We start from the raw sequence: 18,951 nt of genomic DNA, 5'->3' as shown, positions 1-18,951 counted from the left end.
GGGTGGTGGCCAACGCGGTGAAGAACAAAATCATCGAGCGCGTCTTCGCCGTCGTGCGGCGGGGCACTACATATCAAAAAAATTATCAACCAAACTTGCAAGCATCATAGAAAACACGGATTCTCGCGGATTGCGCTGCCGCACGGCTCAGGTCGAGGCGTTGCACGCCGAGCAGGCAATGGGTCGAGCGGCCTCCGGTCCGAGACGCTTCACCACGGATGGACACGGATCAAACACGGATTTCGGTGCCGCACGGCTCAGGTCGAGGCGTTGAACGCCGAGCAGGCAATGGGTCGAGCGGCCTCCGGTCCGAGACAAGTTCACCACGGATAGGCACAGATTAAACACGGATTGCGCTGCCGCACGGCTCAGGTAGAAGTAGGGTCGAGGCGTTGCACGCCGAGTGGAAGCAATAGGTCGAGCGGTCTCCGGTCCGAGACGCTTCACCACGGATGGGCACGGATTACCACGGATTTCGCTACTCACGGCTCAGGTCGAGGCGTTGCACGCCGAGCGGGCGATGGGTCGAGCGGCCTCCGGTTCGAGACGCTTCACCACGGATGGGCACGGATTACCACGGATTTTGCTGCCGCACGGCTCAGGTCGAGGCGTTGCACGCCGAGCAGGCAATAGGTCGAGCGGCCTCCGGTCCGAGACGCTTCACCACGGATGGGCACGGATTCTCACGGATTTCGCTGCCGCACGGATCCGGTCGAGGCGTTGCACGCCGAGCAGAGTAGTAGGTCGAGCGGCCTCCGGTCCGATACGCTTCACCACGGATGGGCACGGATTCTCACGGATTGCGCTGCCGCACGGCTCAGGTGGGGGGGTAAGGTCGAGCAGGCAATAGGTCGAGCGGCCTCCGGTCCGAGACGCTTCACCACGGATGGGCACGGATTGAACACGGATTTCGCTGCCGCACGGCGCTGCTCGGCGTAAAACGCCTCGACCTAATAATGCCTAGAACCTAGGTGGCGTAGAAGAATTTTCGCCGCCCCGCGATGCCAAATACTGCCAGCCCTACTAATCCTATAGCTCCCGCGATCCCCGCCCAGAATATGAGTGTCGCGTCCCGCTGTTCGACGGCGACCGCGACCAAAGCCCAGGCTACGGTGAGGGCATAGATGCCGTCGCCGCGCAGGCCAAGGTAGGTACCCAGTGCAATCAGGACGACTACGAGGGCCGTAGCGATGTAAATAGCCGTTTGCGGAGCGAAAGACACCCCCAGCTGGTCGAGGGCCAGGGCGGTGGAGATGACCGTTGCCGCGCTGATCCACCCTAGGTACATGGAGGGGGCGAAATAGGTCCAACCGTACCGCGGACGCCCCACCTCCCGTACGTGAGCGCGCAGGGCAAGGTGGGCTCCGATAAGGGCCATGAGGTGCCAGAGCAGATCCACGAATCCCCACAGTTGATCGCCGACGATGCTGATAGGGACGAAGGCAATACTCGCCAGTCCGGCCACGGTAAGGAAGCGGTAGGCCCGTCGTAAAGCCACCGTTTCCCGGTCCACCCTAAGCTGCAGGACCGAAAAGACGAGCATGCCCGTGAAGATCACGCCCCAGATGGAAAATCCATAGCCGGCCGCATCGACCCGGGTACTCACGTCGTCGGTAAACCGATCCTGGGAAATATCGAGGACGACGGGCAGATAATTGGCGATCGGCACCAGGATGAAGGTGACCAACAGCAGGTACCGCCAGGTACGGGTGGAAGCGGAGACGGACATAGCACACTTTACGGTGTACAACCGAAAGCAGGCTACGGGGTTAATTCAGCACACCATAATAATCGATCGTTCTATGGCTCTCCAGCCTCACTACGGAAAACAGGGCGTGCTGCTCGTCAATCTGGGTACCCCGGATGCCCCGACCCCCTCGGCGGTCAACCGCTACCTCGGAGAATTTCTGACCGACCCCCGGGTGATCGACAACCTACCCGGCGTAGCCCAACAATTGCTGGTGCGCGGCATCATCGCCCCCATCCGCTCGGGCATCGTCAACCCCTTCAAACCGGGAGGATCGACGAAGCTCTACCAGGAGCTCTGGACGGAAAACGGCAGCCCCCTCAAATACTACGGTGAAGTAGTCACGGAAAAGGTAGCCGCCACTCTGGGCGACGATTACGTGGTGCGCCTGGCCATGCGCTACCAGAATCCCAGCATCGAGTCCGCCCTTGACGAACTGCTGGCCGAGCAGGTGTCGAGCATTCTGGTCTTTCCGCTTTTCCCCCAGTACGCGAGTGCCACGACCGGCTCCGTCCACCAGGAAGTGATGCGCCTGCTGAGCCGGCGTCAGACCATCCCCGACGTGAAGCTCGTCAACAGCTACTACGAGCAGCCCGACCTGATCCGGGTCTTTGCCGACAACGCCCGCGACCTCGGCGATCTGAGCCGCTACGACCACATCGTCTTCAGCTACCACGGTCTGCCCCAACGCCAATTGAAAAAGGCCGACGACTGCAACCACTGCTACGTGGTCGACGGATGCTGCAACAGCATCTCCCGCGTCAACCAGTTCTGCTACAGCGCTCAGTGCCACGCGACCACCCGGGCCATTGCCGACGACCTGGGCCTAAGCCCCGACCGGTACACGACCAGCTTCCAGAGCCGCCTGGGCTTCGACGACTGGGCCAAACCCTACACCATCGACGTACTCGAGGAGTGGGCGAAGGAACGGGGGGCGAAAAAGATTCTGTGCTTCAGTCCCGCCTTCGTAGCCGACTGCCTGGAAACTACGATCGAGATCGGCGTCGAGTACCAGGAAGAATTCGAGAAATGGGGCGGCGAGCGCATCGACCTGGTGCCCAGCCTCAACGATGACCCGCGGTGGATCGACGCCCTCGTGAGCATGATCCGTGCCGAAACCCGGGAAACGGTCGCGTAATGGGGCAGGCGTACTTCATCACCGGCATCGGTACGGAGGTCGGGAAGACCGTCGCGAGTGCCTTTCTGCAGCTCACCCTCGACGCGGACTACTGGAAGCCGGTGCAGGCCGGGGATCTTGACTTCGGCGACACCGACCGGGTGAAATTCTGGACCGGACTGCCCGACGATCGCTTCCATCCCGAACGGTACCGCCTGCGTACGCCGGCCAGCCCCCACTATGCCGCCCGCCTGGACGGGGTGGAAATCCGTTTAGGCGACTTCGTTCTTCCGGACTCCGGCGACCGGCCCCTACTCGTGGAGGGGGCGGGCGGACTGATGGTCCCCCTCAACGAAAACGACTGCATGATCGACCTTGCCGTTCGGCTCGGACTGTCGGTGATTCTGGTTTCGCGTCACTATCTGGGCAGCATCAACCATACGTTGCTCAGTATAGAGGTCTTGCGGACGCGGGGGTGCCGGATTGCCGGTATCGTCTTCAGTGGTGGGGATAACCCCGAATCGGCCCGCATCATCGAAAAAATGGGCGGTGTTCCCGTCCTCGCTACGCTGCCGGAAATGCCCGTAGTGGACGCGAAAACCCTTCAGACGCTTGCCGCCGCCGCGCGGCTTACCTTCGCGACCCCGGCGTCGGAATCATGACCGGCCGGTGAACGTAATCCGTCCGTGAAGATCCTCATCGTCCGCTTTTCGTCCATTGGCGACATCGTACTGACCTCGCCGGTCGTCCGTTGCGTAAAGGAACAGACCGGTGCGGAGGTCCACTTTCTCACCAAGGAGAATTTCGCGGCGACCGTCCGTCATAATCCCCACATCGATCGCTTGTGGCTGATCGACCGGCGCCTTTCCGAGATCGCCGCCGGGCTGGTCGCCGAGCACTTCACTCACCTGATCGACCTGCACGGCAACCTGCGCACCCTGGAACTGAAGCAGCGCCTGCTTATCGGTAACCTGAGAAACGGGCGCAGACCGCCGCGGGTCACCACCTTCGCTAAGCTTAACCTGCGCAAGTTCTTGCTGACCCGCTTGCGGATTAACCGGATGCCGGACCGCCACATCGTGGACCGTTACCTCGCGGCGGCGGCGGGGCTGGGCGTCGTTAATGACGGCAAGGGACTGGACTATTTTATCGGCCCCAATGAGCGGGTCGACCCACCGGCCGGCCCTTACGTGGCTTTCGTGATTGGCGCGGCCCACGCCACTAAGTGCCTGGAGGAGGAGCAGATGGTGGATATCTGCCGGGCCCTGCCCTGCCCCGTCCTCCTGCTGGGCGGGCCGGCGGAAGCGGAGCTGGGTGAGCGAATCGCGGCGAGCGGACCGGGGATTATGAACGGTTGCGGAAAGTACTCCCTCAACGGGTCGGCCGACCTGGTCCGTCAGGCGGCCGTAGTCATCACGCACGACACCGGCCTGATGCACGTAGCGGCGGCTTACCGGCGCCCCATCGTGAGCGTATGGGGAAATACGGTGCCCGAACTGGGCATGTATCCTTACCTGCCGGACGGGCCGGCGGCAGTCGTGGCGGAGGTAAAAGGGCTCGATTGCCGGCCCTGCTCGAAGATTGGGTATGCGGCCTGTCCCCGGGGCCACTTCCGGTGTATGCGGAGTCAGGACTTATCCGCCATCGCCCGGGCGGCGCTACTCGCGGTCGAATCGTAGCTCCTGCAGCACCATTTTTTCTCCCTTTCGGGCCACGTAGATGTAGACCCGAAAAGTGCCCGCACTGGTACTGAGGTTACCGATACAGTATTCTGCATTGTCGGATTTCGAGGCGCCCTGGTGCACCTGGCTGAAGCCCGAAGGGGTGTTGGCGGTAAAGAAGGTGGAAAGCTTCTGGATGGCCTGGTCGCGGGAATACAGGTTTTCGTCGCCCAGCAAGCTTAATTCTACCTCGGAATCCATCATGGCGGACAGCGAAGCGGTATTGCCGCTGCCCAGGGCCTTGGTGATGTCACCGATGGTTTGGGCTAGGACCAGGTCCGTCGCCAGCAGGGGCGAGAGCACGATGGCCAGGGTGATCAGGACGGAGTTCATGGGGTAAAGTTTGTGCGAATAAAACAAGGGCTTAGGGCAAGCGGGTTAATAAGGTGACGTTAAATTACAACCCCCGGCATTAATCGACCCGTACCGGAAGTTCTTGCATACAACGGGACCCGCCCGGTGCTATTTTACTAGGAAACAGAAAAGTATGCCGGGGCGGTTTGTTGTTTGTTACAATTAACACTACCTTTGCGGGCCGCAAACAGCGGTCAAAATTACAGAAGCCATGGACGCCATCTCTTTCGTACACGAACAAGTCAGCAAAAAGAAAGAATTTCCCCAGTTCCGCGCCGGTGACACCGTCGTGGTCGACTACCTGATTACGGAAGGTGAGAAGTCCCGGATCCAGCAGTTTCGTGGTGACGTGATCCAGATCAAGGGAGAAGGCCTGACCAAGACCTTTACCGTTCGTAAGATCTCCAACAGCGTCGGTGTCGAGCGCATCTTCCCGATGTCCTCCCCCAGCATCGACAACATCACCATCGTGAAGCACGGTAAGGTTCGCCGTAGCCGCCTGTTCTACCTGCGCGACCGCGTCGGCAAGAAAGCCCGCATCAAGGAGCGCCGCATCTAAACCGGTCGGTATACGTGTCGAGTCCCGGCACGCTTGCCCAGCCCGGCACCCACCACCCGTTGGACGGTTCTGAACCGTCCAACGGGTGGTGGGTGCCGGGCTGTGTTGTTCAGGCTTCCTTGGTCCGGGCAGGTAACTCCCGGATGCCCTTACCGACCGAAATGGCGAACTTGCGGTCATGACCCACGCCGAACGCGCCGCCGAATTCCTGCTTGACGAGTCCCGCACCGATTGGCACGATGCATCCCTGTGGCACGTCCGCGGCAAACGGGACGCGGTGGTACACGGCATCCCGGAGTGGGAAGCCCTCCGGCAACTAGGCTCCGACATCAAGGACAACGTGCTCAGTAATCTCGACACCTACCTCGAAGAGTTCGAGGCCCGGGCCACCGCGAAAGGCGTCACGGTTCACTGGGCCCGGGATGCCGCCGAGCATAACGAGATCGTGCACTCCATCCTACACCGGCACCGGGTGGAGCGCATCGTTAAATCGAAGTCGATGCTGACCGAGGAGTGCCACCTCAACGAGTACCTCGAAGGGCGGGGCATCGAGGTCATCGATACGGACCTCGGGGAGCGCATCATTCAGTTGCGGAAGGAACCACCGAGCCACATCGTCATGCCGGCCATCCACCTGAAGAAGGAGGAGATCGGTCAGCTTTTTCACGAGCAGCTGGGGACCGACGTGGGTGCCAGCGATCCCCAGTACCTCACCGAAGCGGCCCGCCAACACTTGCGGGAAAAGTTCCTGGCCGCCAATGCTGCGATCACCGGAGTCAACTTCGCCGTCGCGGAAACCGGCGGCATCGTGGTGTGCACGAACGAGGGCAATGCCGATATGGGCGTTCACCTGGCACCGGTGCAAATCCACTGCATGGGTATCGAGAAGATCATTCCCCGGGCCGAACACCTGGGGGTATTTACCCGCCTGCTGGCCCGTAGCGCTACCGGGCAACCCGTCACCATCTACACCAGCCACCACCACCGACCGAAGCCGGGGGGAGAGATGCACGTGGTTATCGTCGACAACGGGCGCAGCGAACAACTCGGCCGGGAAGATTTCCGCAACAGCCTGAAGTGCATCCGCTGCGGGGCCTGCATGAACACCTGCCCCATTTACCGCCGCAGCGGAGGCCACAGCTACGACCACACCATTCCCGGTCCCATCGGCAGCATTTTGTCGCCGGGTATCGATCTGAAAAAACACGGCGACCTGGCCTTCGCCTCAACGCTCTGCGGCAGCTGCTCGGACGTCTGCCCCGTCAAGATCGACATCCACGACCAGCTCTATAAGTGGCGACAGCTGGTGAGTGAGGCGGGCCATCTGCCGCGCTCGAAGACACTCCCCCTGGCGGGCGCCGGTGCCGTTCTGAGTCGCGGAGGACTGTACAACTTCATGGGTAAAGCGGCCCGCGTGGCCCTGCGCCTCGCGCCCCGCTCGCTGCTGTACCATAAGTTTAATCCGTGGGGGGAAACCCGCGAACTACCCGAAGTTCCGGAAGAAAGCTTCAAGGAGTGGTACGCCCGTACAAAGTCCGGCCGTGAGCAGTAAGTCCCACATCCTCGGCCGTATACGCGGCAACAAACCCGGTCCGCGTGCCCTGCCTACCCTCCCCCCCGATCCGGCGGCGGGGACGCGGGAGCAATGGGAACCCGCCTTTCGGGCCGTACTTACCGGTAGCAAATCCGGATTTATCACTCCCGACGCGCTATCCGGGCACGTAGCCGCATACGGTCCGGATGCAACGATCGTATCGACGGTTCCCGAAGTGGCGGGCAACCTCTATCTCGGTACGGTCACGGACCCCCTGCAACTGGCCGGCGTGGACGTTACGGTACTTAGGGCCCGCCTCGGCGTAGCGGAAAACGGCGCCATGTGGGTCAGCGAAACGGAGGCCGTGCACCGGGTACTCCCCTTTATCACCCAGCACCTGGTGCTGGTCGTGCGGACTTCCGATCTGGTGGGTACTATGCACGAAGCTTACCGACGGATCGACGTTGCGGAAACCGGTTTCGGGGTCTTCATCGCCGGTCCGAGCAAGACGGCGGACATCGAACAAAGCCTCGTAATCGGCGCCCACGGCCCGCGCAGCCTGACGGTCTGCCTGGGGTAGCCGGAGCGTACACGAACCGTAAACTTTAACACTTTTCCGTAATACATACCGGTCGAAAAGCGTTTAGTAACGCACCTGACTGAACAATCAGGCCCCCTATCGGGTGTCCGCGTCAATTGCACCAGTACAGCGGCATCCATCATCAAACCAACGCCATATGGCTACCATTCAGAGTAATCCAGATCCTAAGTTCACCCCGGCTCCCCGGCCGAAACCCAACCGTACGCCCCTCCTTGCCGGAATCATCGGCGTACTCCTCATTGCCCTCATCGCGCTCGGCATCGGTTTCATGAACCGCGGAACCGACAACGCGAAGTTATCTACCGACCTGGTAGAGATGGAGCAGTTCAAGGCTCAGGCCGAGAAGCAGTACTACGAGTCGCTGGCCGAACTCGAGGAAATGCGCGGCAGCAACGAGGAACTGAACGCGATGATCGATCAGCAGAAGGAAGAGCTTCGCCTACAGAACGAGAAGATCACCAGCCTGACCAACGACTCGCGTAACCTGGCCGCCGCTCGCCGTGAGCTGGCCGATCTCAAAACCAAGACCACCGGCTACCTGGCCGAACTCGAGGAACTGCGCGCCGCCAACGCCAAATTGGCCGAGGACCGCGACCGCCTCTCCACCGAGCGCGATCTGCTGAGCAGCGACCTGCAGGTGAGCCAGCAGACCAACGAGCAGCTGAATAGCGAGCGTGCCGTGCTGGTAAGTGAGCGCGAACAACTGGCTTCCAGAAATACTGAACTGAGCCGCAAGGTGAATGTCGCCAGCGTGATCAAGACCAATAACATCACCGCCGAGGGACAAAAGCAGCGCAACAGCGGCCGCTGGGTTACCCGTACCAACGCCAAGAACGTAGAGCGGCTGTACGTCTGCTTCAACAGCCTGGATAACGCCGTCGCCCGCGCCGGGGAGGAGGCATTCCAGATGCGCATCATCAACCCCAACGGCGAGACGATGAGCATCGAAGCCGAAGGTAGCGGCGTACTGACCACCGACGACGGTGAACAGGTCCCCTACACCAAGACCGTACCCTTTGATTTCCAGGGCGACGCGGCCAATCACTGCGCCGAATGGAACGTTCCCGGCACCGAGTTTGCCGAAGGAACCTACACCATCGAGCTGTACAACAAAGGCTTCCTGGTGGGTAATACCCAGCTGGAGCTGAAGTAAGCAAGGCATCGTTCGTAAGAGAGGGCTGTCTCCCCACCGGGGGGGCAGCCCTCTTTATCTTTGTGCCGTGACCGTAGACCCCCACACCGCCGCACTGATCCGCAAAGACTTCGACCTTCCCCGGGGCTCATTGACCGAAGCTGAGTTGCTGGCTTGGTTGGCGGACCGCGTAGCCGAACTCATGGTACACCGCATGGAGTACCTCATGAGCCTTTGCTACACCCTGGATCTTTCGGAAAAAGAAGTAGCGGCCGCCCTGCATCCAGCTGCTCCCGCGCCCCCGCACGAAACGCTCGCCCGTTTACTGTACGAACGGCAGTGCCGCCGGGCCCGCACCAAACGCTCCTTCCCCACCACCCCCTTAGACGACGAAGATGCGTGGTAAACCTACCCGGCGTGACCGCATAGATCCCCAGGCCGAATACGCCGGGGCCATGAGCGGACCGGTTCCCGACTACCTGCATACGGTAGAACGGCAAACACACCTGCGTACGCTGGCCCCCCAAATGATCACGGGTACGTTGCAGGGCCGCTTCCTGGCCATGCTTTCCGCGATACACCGCCCCCACCGCGTACTGGAACTGGGCACCTTTACCGGATACGGCACGCTGTGTCTGGCCGAGGGACTGGCAGCGGGGGGAACAATCGATACCATCGAGGGCGACCCGGAAATGGCCTGGTTAGCCCGCCGTCACTTTGCGCAATCTCCCTACGCCAAGATGGTCACACTTCATGAAGGACAGATTGAGTCGCAACTGCAAAATCTGACCGGCCCCTACGATCTTATCTTCCTCGATGCCGACAAGCAGAGTTATCCGGACTACTTCGACGTGCTGGCCGAGCGTCTCCGTCCCGGTGGTCTGCTGCTCGCCGACAACGTACTTTGGGACGGCAAGGTGGGCCGGAATGCACCCGATCGGGACGCCGCGGCGCTGCGTGAATATAACCGGCGGGTACGCGACGACGATCGCTTCACTACGGTAGTGCTGCCGCTCCGCGACGGTTTGTCGGTAGCCCGCAAAACCCTGGACTGAGTCTCCTGATCCGAACACCCCGGGGTCGGAGAACATATAGTAACGAGTGTGATATTCACACTTCATTACTATAAACAACACAGAATGCAATTCATCACCACGAAAGACACGAAATCGGGAAAGGAAGTAAAGATCAGGTACCAGGAGTACGGCAACGGTAAGCCCGTCGTATTCATCCACGGCTGGCCGCTGTGCGGAGACATGTTCGAGTACCAACTCGAGCCCCTCAGCCGGGAGGGTCTGCGCTGCATCGCCTACGACCGGCGGGGCTTCGGCTACTCCTCCAAGATCGGCGACAGCTATAATTACGATACCCTGGCCGACGACCTGAACGCCGTACTAACGGAGCTTGACCTCCGCGACGTAACGCTCGTAGGATTTAGCATGGGCGGCGGCGAAGTAGCCCGGTACATCGGAAAGTACGGAGAGGACCGGCTGTCCGGGGCCGTACTCGTCAGCTCCGTCACGCCCTATATGCTCAAAACCGACGACCACGAGGGCGTGGAGTGGAGCGTGTTTCAGGGCATGATCGACGGGATCCGAAAGGACCGTCCCGAATTCCTGGCCAACTGGGCAAAGCAGTTCTACGGCATCGGCCTTCTCAGCCACCCCGTGAGCGACGCCTTCCAGGCCTGGACGCTCGGTATGGCCCTGACCGGCTCCAGTACCGCCGCGATCGATTACATTTCGGCCTTCGGAAAGACTGACTTCCGGCAGGACCTACGGAAGGTGACCATCCCCACCCTGATCGTTCACGGAGAGGACGACAAGATCGTTCCGGTTAAGGTCGGTGGTGACGCTACGAGTGAACTTCTTCCCAACGCCGTCTACCACAAGTACGACGATGCTCCCCACGGGCTGTTCTACACCCACCGGGATCGGTTGAATCGGGATATTCTGGCCTTCGTAAAAACGAAGACCACCACCCGTCGCGAGATCAACGTAAACTGATCGTCGATCCGGAACCCCATAAACAAGAAGCCGGCCGCTCCCGTAGGAAGCGGCCGGCTTTTTTATTTATGCCGTAGCAGCGGCGGCAACCTCTTCTTCCTTGGGAAGACCTTCGATGCCGTTAACGGTGGTGTACTTGAAGCTGAGCTTCTTGTCGGGGTAGATATAGTTGAAAGCCGACTGCACGGCCAGGGTGCCTTCGTGGAAGCCGCAGAGAATTAGTTTGAGCTTACCCGGATAGGTATTGATGTCACCGATCGCGTAGATGCCCGGTACGCCGGTACTGTAATCGCGGGTATCAACCTCAATAGCGTTCTTGTCGATCGTCAGGTTCCAGTCGGAGATCGGGCCGAGTTTCGGAGAAAGGCCGAAGAGGGGAATAAAGTCGTCCACCGCAACTACGACTTCCTCGCCGGTCTTGTGCCGGATGGCGACGCCCTCTACTTCGTCGGTTCCGACGATTCCGACGGCCTGGGCGTTGGTGACGAGGTTGACGCGGCCGGCCTGGGCCAGTTCGTGGACTTTCTCCACGCTGTCGAGGGCTCCGCGGAAACTGTCGCGGCGGTGCACCAGGGTCACCTCACGGGCTACGTCGGCGAGGAAGATGGTCCAGTCCAGGGCGGAATCACCACCGCCGGCCAGGAGTACGCGCTTGTCGCGGTACACCTCGGGGTCACGAATCACGTAAGCGACGCCGTTATCCTCGAAGCGTTCGATGTTGGGGATGGGGGGTTTGCGGGGTTCGAAGCAGCCCAGTCCACCGGCAATGCAGATCACGGGGGCCTGAATGACGGTGCCGCGGCTGGTGGTGAGCTCGTACATCTTATCGCCTACCTGCCGGAGTTTCTCGGCACGCTCGCCGAGGGTGAATCCGGGATTGAAGGGCTTAATCTGTTCCATCAGGTTATCCACCAGGTCGCCGGCGAGAACGCTGGGGAAGCCGGGGATATCGTAAATGGGCTTCTTGGGATAGATCTCGGTGAGCTGTCCGCCGGGTTGTCCGAGGCTATCTACCAGGTGGCAGCGGAGCTTCAGCAGTCCGGCTTCAAAAACCGTGAATAGGCCGACCGGGCCGGCGCCAATGATCAAAATATCGGTCTGAATCATGATATATCTTTAATGTGTCTTGAGGGGATCCGGTTCAACGGGCTGGCGATCAGGTATGTAAGCCGCACTCATCCTTGTCTTTGCCCGCCCAGCGACCGGCACGCCCCCGCCCGGGACGGGTGCAGTGGGTGCAACCGATGGATCCGTACCCGAGGGCTTCCAGGGGATGGCGGGGCAACTTATCCTTTTCCAGCAGGTAAAGGAATTCCCCCTCCTCGATGTCGATCAGCGGGTGAAAGTGGATGAGTCCGTCGACTTCCTCGAAAATCTCCATGGCCGCCCGGTTCATGGTTTGGTAACTGTGTACGCCGGACATCCACACCTTGTGGCGGGCTTTGACGGCGCGCAACGGCAACACCTTATTGTAGTGGCAGCACCGACCGGGCTGGCTGTCCCACATTTTGGTGTCGCGGGTCAGTGCGTGCTTTTCCGGGTCGGGAAGGATCTCCACGACCTCCAGACCGGTAAGCCGGGCGAGGGTGTCCCGGTAGGCCATCGTCTCCGGAAAGTGGTAGCCCGTATTGAGCATGTGGACTTTCTGGGCGGCGTTGGCCCGGCTGACGAGCGTCAGCATGACTACGGACTTCGTCCCGAAACTGGACGTAAACAAAACGTCCTCGACGGGGAAATAGTCGTAGAGGCGTCGGATACGCTCCTGAAAATCCAGGGTGGCGTACTCTTCATTCAGCGCGGCCAGGTTAAAGGTGACGGCGGTGTCGGAGTGGGGTAAGCTCATCAATTCAGGGTGTTTTCATCCGGCGTTAAGGGGGTATTTTCATCTCCGGCGGCGGTAGCCAGCAGGCAGCCTCCGGGTGGGCAGCGGCGCTCCGAGCGGGCCGAGGCAAGTAAACCGCTCGTGAGGGCGTTGAGTTCGCGGACTTTAGACTGGAAATCCCCCGTCAGCCGATCGCGAAACAGCCGGAGCCCTTCGATGAGTTCGGTGGTTTCGGCTTCCGGCAACTCCGCCTCCAGCCACTGGCGGAAACGCTTGGCGAAGGTGGGGCTTTGTCCGTTGGTGCTGATGGCTACCTTCAGGGGTCCGCGCGTTACGATGCTTCCGAGGTAAAAGTCGCACAAGTCGGGCGTATCGGCAATATTGCATAGGCGGCGGTGGGTGCGGGCGGCTTCCCACACCGCGTGGTTCACGTTACGGAAATTGGTGGCGGCGACGATCAGGTCCGCTTCCAGGACGTCGTCCGGCCGAAATTCCCGGCGGTACCAGGTGACCATTCCACCGGCCGCGGTATGCCACCGGTTGGCCGGCCGTTCCGGGGATGTAGGCTCCTGCGGCCCCGCCTCTCCGGATTGCCCGTCAAGTAGCTCACGCAGCTCCTGCCCCATCCAGGGTGCCACGACGGTTACCCGGGCGTTGGGACTGCTCTTCAGGATAAAGCTCAGTTTTTCTTCCCCTACCTGACCGGCACCGACGACCAGCATCTGCAGGCGGTCCAGGCGAAAGAATGCGGGGTACAGGGGGTTGGTCATGGGTGGGTACGATTACAGTTGGGAAGTGTGGATAGCCCGGTAGGCACCAAAGTCCGCGTGCTGGCGCACGGTTTCTCCGAGCACGATGATGCCCGGCCCCTTATCGCGTTCGGCGGCCACCCGGGCGGCAATATCGTTTACGGTGCCCACCCAGCATTTCTCGTTGGGGCGACTGCCGTTCTGGATCACCATGGCGGGCAGCTCCCCCCGGCCTTCGGCGTCCCAGAGCGCGCAGATCTGGTCTAGTCGGCCCAGTCCCATCAGGATGATGACCGTAGCGCCGGAACGCGCCGCCCGGAAGAGGTCATCGCTCAGGCCCCCGTCGCGGGTATGGGCGGTAATGACCCAGAAGCTATCGGCGTAGCCCCGGCTCGTGGGTGCTACCCCCTGCAGCTCGGGCAGGCTGATGCAACTGCTGATGCCGGGCACGACCTCGACGGGGATGCCGTGGGCCTCGGCGTATGCCTTCTCCTCCTGACCCCGGCCGAAGACGAAAGGATCGCCCCCCTTCAACCGTACGACGTGGCCGTACTCCCGGGCGGTGGAGACAATCAGTTCATTGATTTCCTCCTGCTTTTTGTAGTGACATCCGGCTCTTTTCCCGACGAAAATGCGCTGACAGTGTGCCGGAGTTTCGTCCAGTAGGTCGTTGCTGCTCAGTGCATCGTAGAGTACTACGTCGGCGGTGGCCAGTGCCCGCAGTCCCCGGCGGGTAATGAGATCGGGATCACCGGGACCGGCTCCCACCAGGGTGACGCGGGCCGGGGCGGCTGGAGAGGAAGACATAGGCTTACGCTTTGTAGTATTCACTGACGACCCGCTTGTCGAGTTGCCGTTCGCGGGTAGCAATGGCTTTGCTGACGAAAGCGCGGGCGTCCGCGAGATAGGTGGAGACGAATTCCGTGGTCGGGGCCGTACTTTTTATACGCAGCACGAAGCCTTTAAAGTCGCCTACTTCGGGGAAGCGATCGCCGAAGTGGTCCTGAAAATCCGCCAGGATACCGATGTGGGTATTACACTTGACGTCTTCGGCGAGCAGTAGTGCCTTGGCCGCGGTGACCATGGCGGAGTAAGCGTGGTACCCGGCGTCGGCGGGAGCATCCCCTTCCAGGCTACGGGCGGCCGCGATGAGTTTGTTGCTGCTGTCGTTGAGAATGGCGCCGATCACGTCGAGACTTACGCCGGCACACTCGCCGACACCGATCTCCTGTTTGTAGTCCTCGTCTTGTCCCCAGTCGTAGAATTCCTCGTCGGCAATCTCGCTTGTGTCGCCGAGTTCCTTGAGCAGACCGTAGAAGTAGCGCTTGCCCTGCCGCTCGGCGTAGTCGTTGTAGTACTCACCCTCGTGGGCGTTGAGCCGATAGTCCCGGAAGAGGATGCGTACGGCTTCCGGGGCGCGGCGGGTAGGCACCTTGATGACTTTCTGGGCGATGAAACCGCGACCGTCGGGGGCAATACCTCCGCCCACTACGACCTGCATGGCGGGCGCGATCTTGTCGCCGACCCGAATGCTGGAACCGTGAAAGCCGATGTTGGCGGCCATGTGCTGACCGCAGGCATTCATACAGCCGCTGATCTTGATGCGGATGTCGTTCTCGGTGACCATCTCGGGAAACTCGTCGCGCACCATCGCTTCCAGCACCTGGGCGAGGCCCGTGGAGTTGGTAACTCCCAGGGCGCAGGTGTCGGTACCGGGGCAGGCGGTGATGTCGGCCGTAGTGTCGTACCCCGGCAATCCGAGATCAAGCGCGTAGAGGGCGTTGAAGAGGTGGGGCAGTGCGGTGGGCGGTACGTAGCGCAGCACCATACCCTGCTGCACGCTGAGGCGGATATCGTCGCTGGCGTGCGCCCGGATCACTTCGGCCAGCAGGCGGGCCTGCTCGGCTTCGAGATTACCCAGGGGAATGCGAATGGCGACGGCCCGGTAGCCGCCCTGTTTTTGCTCCAGCACGTTGGTCTTCAGCCACTCGGCGTAGACGGCCGCGTTGACGGGCTCGGTCGCCGGAAAGTTATCGGCGGGCACCTCTCCCAGACGGGGGACCAGCGCTGGATCGATTTCGTACGACTGATGCGCGATGGCGGGCCATTCCTCGTGGATCAGCTCCATGAAGCGCTCGAAGCCGAGGTCCTTGATCAGGAACTTCATGCGGGCCTTCATCCGCTTTTCGCGCTCGCCGTAGCGGTCGAATACCCGGATGGCCGCTTCCTGGAAAGGAATGATCTGATCGGCCGGCAGGAACTCATAGGCGGTATGGGCGACCATGGAGACGGCCCCCAGTCCGCCACCGACCACCACCTTAAAGCCGCGTTGCCCGTCCTTGATACGGGGAATAAAGCCGAAGTCGTGGAAATAGGTAAAGGCGCTATCGCGATCACTGCTCGAGAAGGCGGGCTTGATCTTGCGGCCCATTTCCTGGCAAATGGGGTTGCGCAGGAAATAATCGAAGGTAGCGTACACGTAGGGGCTGACGTCGAAGAGTTCCTCGGGGTCAACGCCGGCGAGCGGACTGGCGGTCAGGTTACGCACGGTGTTGCCACAGGCTTCCCGGGCCGTCATGCCGGCTTCCACCAGTTCCTGCCAGATGGCCGGGCTGTCATTCAGTTTCACATAGTGCAGCTGCACGTTCTGCCGGGTGGTGATGTGCAGGCGACCGTTGGTGTACTTCTCCGAAATATTGGCCAGCGCGATGAGTTGATCCGGCGTAATGTGGCCGAAGGGAATCTTCGTCCGGAACATGTGCACCCCCAATTGTCGCTGTCCGTACACGCCGCGCGTAAGGCGGTAGTGCTTGAAACGATCCTCATCCTCCTTTCCCCGCTGGTAGGCGTAGATACGGTCGGTGAGTTCTTCGATGTCCGCCCGGTTGGCGGCGTCAAGATGATTGAGGGAGGGGGCTACGGTCGCATTCATATGACCAAATTACCCGTAAGCGGCGTCGCCGTTCGAATCAAAACAGGGACAAATGATCATATGAACGGACAATCCAAGTAGCGAACACCTTTATTATCAGTAAGATATATATTTTAATGATTTAATACGTTCAGAACTTAACATATATTTTAATTTTAAATTCGTTCTGGCGGGGTCGCAGGAGCTGTCTTTATTAGGATGAGCCGGAACGGCACGTTAGTAATATGCTTCACGACTTCGGGTGCACACTTGGGGTTTGGTTGTACGAAAACAGCACGTTTTAGGGCCATGGGGTGTAGCAAACCCCATTGTTGGAACAATTACCCTTAAAATTGCTGGCCGACAAAATATGGCCCGAACCCAACTATAATTTTTTGATTATGCGTTTACACATTCGTATGTTTCAATATATAGTTAAAAACGGAATTAAAAATTACGACTTGCGTTAATTCAAGGTTAAAGAGCACTTACATCTGGAGAAAAAATTGTGTATGTCTCCAGCCTTAACCTATATTTGATGCCACAAGGGGTTGCACCCCCTTTTCTTTAGCTTTGGGGTTGCACCCCCCTTCTCATCACTTAAAGCTTTTCCTATAGTCTTAACGTCTACACTAACTGTTAACCGGCAGTAGCGCCGGCTCCCGCTTCGGGAAATAATCCCAAATTGAAACATTGTTAGTTATGGACGTCAAGTCTCTCAACGATCAGGAACTGATCAACCTCTACCTCTCTGGCCAAGACCGTGCATTCGAAGAACTGCTCGGCCGTCACCAACAAAAGATCTACACCTCGATCTACCTTTTCACGAAGGACCACAGCAAGGCGGAAGATATCTTCCAGGAGGTGTTCATCAAGATCATCGATACCCTGCGCCGCGGCAAGTACAACCACGAAGGCAAGTTCCTCCAGTGGGCCATGCGCATCTCGTACAACATGTGCGTCGATTCCTTTCGTCGCAACAAGCGTCGGCCCCAAGTCGGCCAGACGGAGACTTTCAACATCTTTGACGTCCTCCAGTCTTCGGAAGACAACGCCGAACAAGGCATGATCCGCAGCCAGACCCACGACAAGGTCCGCAAGCTGGTGGATGCCCTTCCCCCGGAGCAGCGCGAAGTGGTCATCCTGCGCCACTACGCCGACATGAGCTTCAAAGAAATCGCTAAGCTCACCCGCGTGAGCATCAACACCGCTCTCGGCCGCATGCGCTACGCCCTGATCAACATGCGCAAAATGGTCGAGGAGAAGGAGATCGTCCTGCAGTAGGTCACTACCTTCCAGCCTCAGCCCGAAGCAATACATAAAAACCCCGCTACCAATCCGGTAGCGGGGTTTCTCTTTGTGGGTAGGGCGGTAAGCTAGACCCCTTCGGACAAGGGGATGGGGAACTGGGTAAACACATCGTCGCCCTCCCGGTCGAGGGGAAGGAAATTGGCGTTGAGCCGGCCGTAACGCCGCAAGTCCCACATCCGGTGGCCTTCCCCCCACAGGCTGTAGCAGCGCTGGTAAAGCATTTCGTCAATGAGGGCTTCCTGACTTACCGTGCCCGAATAGTCACCGATCCCGGCGGCGTTCCGGATGATGTTCAGGGCGGTGACGGCCTCTTCCAGGTTACCCAGATTGATATTGGCTTCGGCGTAGATGAGGACGAGCTCCTCGTTCCGGATAATGTCCACCGGGGAAGTAGCGGTAGCGTAGAGCGCCGTTTCGTAAGCTCCGTTGAGTCCGTCCTGCCCGGTGTTCTGTACCCGGAGGCCGAACTTCCGCAGACGGTTGTCGCCCGGAGTGGCATTGGCGATGATGCGGGGGTGGACGACCAACTGATCCCCACTCTGGCCCGCCGGTTTGTAGAGCGGATTGAGCAGGTCGCCAGATACCGTACCGAAGATATGTTCCACGCCTTCACTCAGGTCGCCATCCAGATCCAGAAAGCTGGCATTGACGTAGCTCAGCGCCTGATCGTAACGGCCGGCGTGGGTGGCTACGCGCGCCGCGATGGCCCGGTTGAAGCGGGCGAAGGTCTGGGGCGTGTCGTAACCGGCGAACCCGTCGGACAAAAAGAAGGGGAACTCCGCTCCGCTCAGGGAGCCGTTTGCGCTATCTAGCAGGTCCAGAATAGCGTCGTAGCTGGCGTCCTGGCTCAGGAAGGGGCCGAGGTTCTCGGGATCGCTGACGTCCAGTCGGATGCCGTTGGTTCCCAGCATGTCCAGTACCTGGCTGAGCATATACGCCTTGATCGTATTGCCGAAGGCGCGGTAGCCCTGCTTCTCCGCCTCCGAGACGGACTCCGTATTATCCAGGGCCTCCAGTAAGATATTGACGTTCTTGACGACCTGGTAGCGGGAGTTGAAGGGGCCGGTAATGTAGAAGGTATTATTGTCCAGCGCCAGGTCACCCTTACCCAGGAGATCCTCCGTATTCCGCGGATCGGCGTCAAATATGTACAATTCGCGGGCGATGGTGCCGGAGGCCGTGACGTAACCGGCAAATCCGTTGCGCATCCCGGCTTCAATGCCGGTGACCAGCAGATCGAGTTCCGCCTTGGAGGCGTTGGTGAGTACGCTGTTGATACTCGGACCGTTGGGGTCGAATTGCTCCTCGATCTCACAGGAGGCGAAGAGGGCGAGCAGGCCGATAAGACTTAAGATTCTAAACGTTTTCATGTTATTCGGATTGTCGG

The 18,951-nt window shown here is 60.0% G+C and carries 19 protein-coding genes; 11 read left to right on the top strand and 8 right to left on the bottom strand.

What is annotated here, in order from left to right:
• Positions 1–967: 967 nt before the first annotated feature.
• On the bottom strand, positions 968–1,729 hold the full coding sequence (locus tag NMA52_RS18220) for a hypothetical protein (RefSeq protein WP_254829146.1): 762 nt from the start codon (positions 1,727–1,729) through the stop codon (positions 968–970).
• A gap of 73 nt (positions 1,730–1,802) precedes the next feature.
• On the opposite strand from NMA52_RS18220, the gene hemH reads away from it, so the two are divergent.
• The 3 genes from hemH to NMA52_RS18205 are packed head-to-tail and all read left to right on the top strand — an operon-like array spanning position 1,803 to position 4,543.
• Positions 1,803–2,885, top strand: coding sequence for a ferrochelatase (gene hemH, locus NMA52_RS18215; RefSeq protein ID WP_254829144.1), 1,083 nt, complete (start codon positions 1,803–1,805; stop codon positions 2,883–2,885).
• Positions 2,885–3,526, top strand: a complete 642-nt coding sequence (gene bioD, locus NMA52_RS18210; protein ID WP_254829142.1) for a dethiobiotin synthase — start codon at positions 2,885–2,887, stop codon at positions 3,524–3,526. The genes hemH and bioD overlap by 1 nt, the downstream gene beginning before the upstream one ends.
• A gap of 24 nt (positions 3,527–3,550) precedes the next feature.
• Positions 3,551–4,543, top strand: a complete 993-nt coding sequence (locus NMA52_RS18205; RefSeq protein WP_254829141.1) for a glycosyltransferase family 9 protein — start codon at positions 3,551–3,553, stop codon at positions 4,541–4,543.
• On the opposite strand, the gene NMA52_RS18200 is transcribed toward NMA52_RS18205, so the two are convergent.
• Positions 4,523–4,918, bottom strand: coding sequence for a DUF4783 domain-containing protein (locus NMA52_RS18200; protein WP_254829140.1), 396 nt, complete (start codon positions 4,916–4,918; stop codon positions 4,523–4,525). The two genes, NMA52_RS18205 and NMA52_RS18200, sit on opposite strands and share 21 nt — an antisense overlap.
• 232 nt (positions 4,919–5,150) lie before the next feature.
• On the opposite strand from NMA52_RS18200, the gene rplS reads away from it, so the two are divergent.
• The 7 genes from rplS (at position 5,151) to NMA52_RS18165 (ending at position 10,771) form a co-directional block, all read left to right on the top strand.
• On the top strand, positions 5,151–5,498 hold the full coding sequence (gene rplS / locus NMA52_RS18195; protein WP_254829139.1) for a 50S ribosomal protein L19: 348 nt from the start codon (positions 5,151–5,153) through the stop codon (positions 5,496–5,498).
• Between the two features lie 178 nt (positions 5,499–5,676).
• Complete coding sequence (locus tag NMA52_RS18190) at positions 5,677–7,050, top strand: lactate utilization protein B (RefSeq protein WP_254829138.1); 1,374 nt, start codon at positions 5,677–5,679, stop codon at positions 7,048–7,050.
• Positions 7,040–7,612, top strand: a complete 573-nt coding sequence (locus NMA52_RS19290) for an LUD domain-containing protein (protein ID WP_254829137.1) — start codon at positions 7,040–7,042, stop codon at positions 7,610–7,612. The genes NMA52_RS18190 and NMA52_RS19290 overlap by 11 nt, the downstream gene beginning before the upstream one ends.
• Positions 7,613–7,769: 157 nt before the next feature.
• Entirely contained in the window at positions 7,770–8,786 is a 1,017-nt protein-coding gene (locus NMA52_RS18180) for a hypothetical protein (protein WP_254829136.1), read from the top strand.
• Positions 8,787–8,853: 67 nt separating this feature from the next.
• Positions 8,854–9,171 (top strand): hypothetical protein, encoded by a 318-nt coding sequence (locus tag NMA52_RS18175; protein ID WP_254829135.1) that lies wholly within the window; start codon positions 8,854–8,856, stop codon positions 9,169–9,171.
• Positions 9,161–9,820 (top strand): O-methyltransferase, encoded by a 660-nt coding sequence (locus NMA52_RS18170; protein ID WP_254829134.1) that lies wholly within the window; start codon positions 9,161–9,163, stop codon positions 9,818–9,820. The genes NMA52_RS18175 and NMA52_RS18170 overlap by 11 nt, the downstream gene beginning before the upstream one ends.
• An 84-nt stretch (positions 9,821–9,904) precedes the next feature.
• Complete coding sequence (locus NMA52_RS18165) at positions 9,905–10,771, top strand: alpha/beta fold hydrolase (RefSeq protein WP_254829133.1); 867 nt, start codon at positions 9,905–9,907, stop codon at positions 10,769–10,771.
• Positions 10,772–10,837: 66 nt separating this feature from the next.
• Here NMA52_RS18165 and NMA52_RS18160 read toward each other — a convergent pair whose 3' ends face one another.
• Genes NMA52_RS18160 through NMA52_RS18140 form a run of 5 tightly spaced genes read right to left on the bottom strand, consistent with a single transcriptional unit; the run spans position 10,838 to position 16,274 of the window.
• Positions 10,838–11,878 (bottom strand): NAD(P)/FAD-dependent oxidoreductase, encoded by a 1,041-nt coding sequence (locus tag NMA52_RS18160; RefSeq protein WP_254829132.1) that lies wholly within the window; start codon positions 11,876–11,878, stop codon positions 10,838–10,840.
• 49 nt (positions 11,879–11,927) lie between these two features.
• On the bottom strand, positions 11,928–12,614 hold the full coding sequence (locus tag NMA52_RS18155) for a phosphoadenylyl-sulfate reductase (protein WP_254829131.1): 687 nt from the start codon (positions 12,612–12,614) through the stop codon (positions 11,928–11,930).
• Positions 12,614–13,363 carry a bifunctional precorrin-2 dehydrogenase/sirohydrochlorin ferrochelatase gene (locus NMA52_RS18150; RefSeq protein WP_254829130.1) on the bottom strand — a complete coding sequence of 250 codons (750 nt, stop codon included), beginning with the start codon at positions 13,361–13,363 and terminating at the stop codon, positions 12,614–12,616. The genes NMA52_RS18155 and NMA52_RS18150 overlap by 1 nt, the downstream gene beginning before the upstream one ends.
• 12 nt (positions 13,364–13,375) lie before the next feature.
• Positions 13,376–14,149, bottom strand: coding sequence for a uroporphyrinogen-III C-methyltransferase (gene cobA / locus NMA52_RS18145; RefSeq protein ID WP_254829129.1), 774 nt, complete (start codon positions 14,147–14,149; stop codon positions 13,376–13,378).
• A 4-nt stretch (positions 14,150–14,153) separates the two neighbouring features.
• Positions 14,154–16,274, bottom strand: a complete 2,121-nt coding sequence (locus NMA52_RS18140) for a nitrite/sulfite reductase (protein WP_254829128.1) — start codon at positions 16,272–16,274, stop codon at positions 14,154–14,156.
• A 681-nt stretch (positions 16,275–16,955) separates the two neighbouring features.
• Here NMA52_RS18140 and NMA52_RS18135 point away from each other — a divergent pair.
• Positions 16,956–17,537, top strand: coding sequence for an RNA polymerase sigma factor (locus NMA52_RS18135; RefSeq protein WP_254829127.1), 582 nt, complete (start codon positions 16,956–16,958; stop codon positions 17,535–17,537).
• A 92-nt stretch (positions 17,538–17,629) separates the two neighbouring features.
• Here the strand turns inward: NMA52_RS18135 and NMA52_RS18130 are convergent, their stop codons facing one another.
• Entirely contained in the window at positions 17,630–18,934 is a 1,305-nt protein-coding gene (locus NMA52_RS18130) for a RagB/SusD family nutrient uptake outer membrane protein (RefSeq protein ID WP_254829126.1), read from the bottom strand.
• Positions 18,935–18,951 lie beyond the last annotated feature (17 nt).

The organism is Lewinella sp. JB7 (assembly GCF_024297185.1).
In the GTDB taxonomy this organism is placed as follows: domain Bacteria; phylum Bacteroidota; class Bacteroidia; order Chitinophagales; family Saprospiraceae; genus Neolewinella.
This window is presented reverse-complemented; position numbering and strand designations above follow the sequence as displayed.